Origin of the sequence: Mycetohabitans sp. B2 (genome assembly GCF_021733735.1) — a bacterium.
GTDB lineage: Bacteria > Pseudomonadota > Gammaproteobacteria > Burkholderiales > Burkholderiaceae > Mycetohabitans > Mycetohabitans rhizoxinica.
On the sequence record NZ_JAHKSP010000186.1, the window covers coordinates 1 to 5,670 of the forward strand.

Annotated in this window: 1 protein-coding gene; it reads right to left on the bottom strand. The window is 57.3% G+C overall.

Annotation, left to right across the window (positions count from 1 at the left end):
• Positions 1-5,670 (bottom strand): amino acid adenylation domain-containing protein (locus tag KPG66_RS17340; protein WP_442929467.1); only part of this gene is annotated, 5,670 nt, incomplete at both ends.

Consider the following 5,670-nt stretch of genomic DNA (forward strand, 5'->3'; position numbering starts at 1 on the left):
GCCACGCCTGCACCACCGATATACAGCTCACCGACCGCGCCCAACGGCACTGGTTGGCTGTCAGCATCTAGGAGATAAACCCGCGTGTTATCAATGGGTCGGCCAATAATGCGCCAGCTGCTTTTATGGCGAGTAACCTCATGCACGATAGCAGTCACTGTCGTTTCGGTTGGGCCATAAAAATTCCACAAGCGCGGCCAACAACCATTGCTGGCAAACCATGTATCGTGTGCCGTCGCGCTCAATGCGTCTCCCCCAATGATAATTGCGCGCACACTTTTCGCAACAGGAACCTTTTCCTGACTCAACTGTGCCCAAAATTGCACAGGTAGATTCACTACACTCACACGGTTCGCGTCGCAAAGCGACCAAAATCGCTGGCTTCCAACCAGCCACGCATCGGTGCGCAGCACCACTGCGGCGCCCTGCGTCAAAGGCCTGAAGATTTCCTCGACCGACGTATCGAAAGACAGGGAAGCAAATTGCAGCATCCGGTCTTGCGCAGTAATGCCGAGTTTGCGTGCCATCGCTGTAACGAGATTCACCACGCCTTGATGCGGAACCATGACTCCTTTAGGCTGGCCTGTTGAACCCGACGTGTAAATCACGTAGGCGACATCTTGCGTATCCAAAGCCAGCTCATGCGCATCAAGATTATTTATGCTTCGGTTCGCCCACTGCGCCGTATCTTTGTGCAAATCCAGAACCGGTACCCCGGATCTTAGGCCTTGCATCACCTCAGTATGCGGCTTGCCCACGCTAAGTAGGACTATCGGCACGCTGTCCGCGACCATATACGCCAACCGTTCTGGTGGATAAGCCGGGTCTAGCGGTACATAGGCACCGCCTGCCTTGAGCGTGGCGAGCATACCAATCACCGTTTGCGGGTCACGCTGCGCGTACAGCGCTACATGACGGTTAGGGCCTACGCCTAAATCCCGTAAATGGTGCGCGAGACGATTGGCCTGTGCATTGAGTTGCATATAACTGAGTGTTTGCTCTTCGCCCACTACCGCCGTCGCATCGGGGGTGAGTTCGGCTTGCGCCTCAAACAACTGATGAATGCATAGATGGGCTGGATAGTCTTGTTGTGTCGCATTCCATGTCTGAAGCAATAAAGCCCGCTCCTCACTGGGTAATACCTCCAACTGCCGCACTGGCTGTTCGGGCGCTGCCTCGAGCGCCTCGACCAAACCATACAGCGCCTGCTGCATATATCCGCACACCCGGTCGGGATCAATCGGTTGCACAACCTGCGCGGTCAGGCCCAACCCTTGCCCAAAATCTTCCACTGACAACCCAATTGGATAGTGGTCACGCTCTTGCGCTTTCAATAGCTCGACACCCGGTAGAATGCTGCGCTCGCCCGGATCCATCACGATGTGTCGATAGTTTAATAGCGCGCTAAAGAGCGGCATACCAACCGGCATCCCACTGCAACGCTGCGCAAGCGCAAGCGACGCGTGCTCGTGCTCGAGCAGCGCAGCAAGCTTCGCGTGCGTGGCTCGTACACTGTCTTGCACATTACCGTGCAACTCTAAACGCAGCGGCAGCGTGTTGATAAACAGTCCCATCGCACTGGCCGCACCGTCACCGGCATGCATCCGCCCGAACAGCACCGTGCCAAACACCACAGACTGTTGACCGCTCGTGCGCGCGAGCACCTGTGCCCAAGCCAAATGGCATAGACTCGCGAGACTCACCCCCAAATGCCGAGCCTGCATGCGTAGCCGGTCGTTCAACGACGGCGGCAGCCTGCGATGCGCTTCGGTCACTTCCGCGCTATCATGATGCACATCCTTCAGGCCAAACGGCAGCGTCGGCTCCTCCACGTCAGCAAGCATCTCGGTAAAAAAGCGCTTGTGTGCTTCTTGACTGAGCCCCAGACGCGCTTGTGCCACCAGATTACGGAACGGCTGCGCAGCAGGCAGTGCCTGCCCTCGGCCTGCAATAAACATCTGTACTTCCGAGTGCATAATCTGCAACGAAGATACATCGTCAATCAGATGGTGCATCAACCGGATTGCTAACCAGCGGCCATCGGTGTCCTGAGTGATCGCAAAACGCAGCAGCGGCGCCTGCGTCAGGTCGAGCCGATAATGGTGGGGATCGAAGCGCCGCGCCAACTGTTCGGCAATCGGCCCATCATCGGCGTTTAAAGCGAGTTCGGTCACCGACAGCGTTGCATGACGCCAGACCAACTGTGCGGGTGTGGACACACCTTTCCACACGAACGCGCTGCGCAAAATGTCATGTCGATTGACGACCTGCTGAACCGCCTCCAGATACTGATCGAGCCGCGCTCGTGTATCAAACGCCAGTTGCGCGAACTGCAAATACGGATCGCCGTCGCTCGCCAGCAGATGGTGAAACAAAATGCCGTCCTGCAGTGGCGAGAGCGCATAAACGTCCTGAATATTAGCGACGCCACCGGGCACCTGCATGACGATTCGATCAATGTCAGCCTGCGTCAGCTCAATCAGCGGCAACATTGAGGGGACAAGCGCAGTGGTCTCGGGCGTGATGACATTAGCGGGCACCGCCACTTCACTATGTTGGTGCTGGACTAGCGATTGTGCTAGCGCGCTAAGCACCGGCGTGTCAAACAGTGCACGTACGGACAACCCAAATCCTCGACGTCGAAGAAGCTCGATTAATTGCACTGCAAGCAACGAATGGCCACCCAGCGCAAAGAAGCTGTCGTGCCGACCGACTCGCTCGACACCGAGCAATTTGGCCCAGATCGTCGCCAGCGTCGTCTCTAGTTCGCCTTGCGGCGCTTCATATGCGTGATGTGCAAGCGCCTCGGCGTCTGGCTCGGGCAGCGCACGCCGATCCAGCTTGCCGTTCGGTGTCAACGGCAACGTGTCAAGTCGCACAAACGCCGCCGGCACCATATACTCGGGCAAGCGAGCGGCCACATGCGCGCGCAATGTGCTGGCTAGCACCTCGTCCGCCTCAGCTACCACGTACGCGACAAGCCGCTTATCCATACCCTCACCGCGCACTAGCACCACCGCATCGCGCACCTGCGCGTGTTGCATCAAACACGCCTTGATCTCACCGGGCTCAATGCGGAAGCCGCGAACTTTGACTTGGTCATCGGCGCGGCCCAGGTATTCGAGATTGCCATCGGGCAAATACCGCGCCAAGTCTCCCGTCTTGTACATCCGCGCCTCGGGCTCGTCCGAGAACGGATCTCGCACGAAGCGCTCGGCCGTCAACTCAGGCCGATTCAGGTAACCTCGTGCCACCCCCGCGCCGCCAATATACAATTCCCCGACAGCGCCCAGCGGCACCGGCTGACCATGCACGTCAAACAGGTAAATTTTTAAGTCGGGGATTCGGACGCCAATTGGATTGCTCGCTTGCTTGCTATCTTGTCGCCGAATGGGTCGATAAGTCACATGTACGGTGGTTTCGGTAATCCCATACATGTTGACCAATTGCGGGCAGCATTCGTCATGCGCGGCATACCAAGCTTGCAAAGCGGTTGGCTCTAGCGCCTCGCCGCCAAAGATTACATAGCGTAATCGGTCCGATAAGGCGCTTTGGGCTTGGCTGGCGATCAATGCCTTAAACGCACTGGGCGTCTGGTTCAATACGGTGATGCGCTGCTCGCAAACTAGCTGGTAGAAAGCGTCGGGAGAGCGAGCAATGTGATGGGGCACAATAATCAGTTTGCCGCCATAACGTAACGCACCCCACAGCTCCCAGACGGAGAAATCAAAAGCAAAGGAGTGGAACAGACACCAGGTATCATGCTGATCAAAGTGATACCAAGATTGTGTCGCTTCAAACAGCCGGGTCACCTGTGCGTGCTCAACCATCACACCTTTGGGCATGCCGGTGGAGCCGGACGTATAGATCACATACGCGAGATGACGGGCGGTGAGGCCCGGTACTGACGGATTGGTGTCCGCCCGATCCGGCAGTTCATTTGGATCGAGCACCGTGCGAAACGCGAGTGCCACGTCACCCAGCGCAGCGCGGCCCGTCACATCGGCCAATACGATGTCCGGTGCAGCATCGGTTAGGATATGCGTGAGCCGCTCTCCTGGATACGCCGGATCGAGCGGCACATACGCGCCACCCGCCTTTAGGATCGCCAGCAGCCCCACCACCATCGCTAATGAGCGCTCAACACAGATTACCACGCACGCATCGGGTTTGACGCCCAACTCGATCAGTTGATGCGCCAAGCGGTTCGCCCACGCATTCAACTCAGCGTAGCTCAGCGTCTGGTCCTCATAGACTAGTGCCGTCGCCTCGGGCGTGCGCTCGACCTGAGCCTCGAACATTTGGTGGATGCACAAGTGCGATGGATAATCTTGTTGCGTTGCGTTCCAGCTCTGCAATAGCAGTTTGCGCTCATCTTCAGGTAGCACCTGCAGCTGCCAAGCTGGCTTATCGGGTGCTGTTTCCAGCTCGTTAGCCAGACTTGCCAGCGCCTGATGCACATACCCGCACACGCGGTCCGGGTCGATCGGCTGCACGACCTGCACGGTCAGGCCCAGCGCAGTACCAAAGTCTTCCACCGATAGGGTAAGTGGATAATTGGTCCGCTCTTGTGCGCCTAGAAATTCAATACCGGCCGCTGTTTTATTCTCGCCTGACGATGGTGAATTGTGCCGATGGTTGAGCAGTGCACTAAACAGTGGCGAGCCCGCCGGCACGCCACTGCAGCGCTGCGCCAGCGCGAGCGACGCATGCTCATGCTCAAGCAGAGCGGCGAGCCGCGCGTGTGTATCACGTAAGCTGTCGCGTACACTGCCGTTTAAATTGACGCACAACGGCAGTACGTTGAGAAATAACCCGAGCGCCTGGTCCGCACCGCCGCCTGCCTGCATTCGACCAAGCAGTACCGTGCCAAACACAACCTGCTGTTGACCACTTGCACATGCGAGCACTCGCGCCCACGCGAGATGACATAGGCTGGCCAAGCTTACACCTGAGCGCTTGGCTTGAATGCGCAGCCGATCATTTAATACCTGCGGCAACATCTGATGTGCTTCGGTAATCTGGTCGCCATCGCGATGCACGTCAGCCAACCCAAATGGCAGCGTCGGCTCGTCAACATCGGCGAGCATGTCGGTAAAAAAGCGCGTATGCTCGTCTTCACTGAACCCCAAGCGTGTCTGCGCAACTAGGTTGCGAAACGGTTGCGCAGTCGGCAGTGCATCGCCTCGGCCTTCGAGAAACGCTTGCACTTCCGCATGCATAATTTCCCCCGTTGAGTGATCACCAATCAAATGATGCAGCAGTTGCACCATCAACCATCGGCCATCGATATCTTGCGCGATCACGAAGCGTAGCAAAGGCGCCCGTGTTAAATCGAGCCGATGTTGACGGGGATCAAACCGTTGGACAAGTTGCTCAGCAATTGGTCCGTCGGCAGGCTTTAGTGCCAGCTCGATGACCGACAGCGGCGCATGTCGCCAGACGACCTGCGCAGGTGTGGACAACTCTTGCCAGATAAACGCGGTACGTAAAATGTCATGTCGATTAACGACTTGCTGCACCGCATGCAGATAACGATCCAGCAATGCTCGGCTATCAAAAGCCAACTGCACGATCAGTAAGTACGGGTCACCGTCGCTGGCGAGCAAGTGATGAAACAAGATGCCGTCCTGCAATGGGGACAAGGCATAAATGTCCTGGATGTTCGCC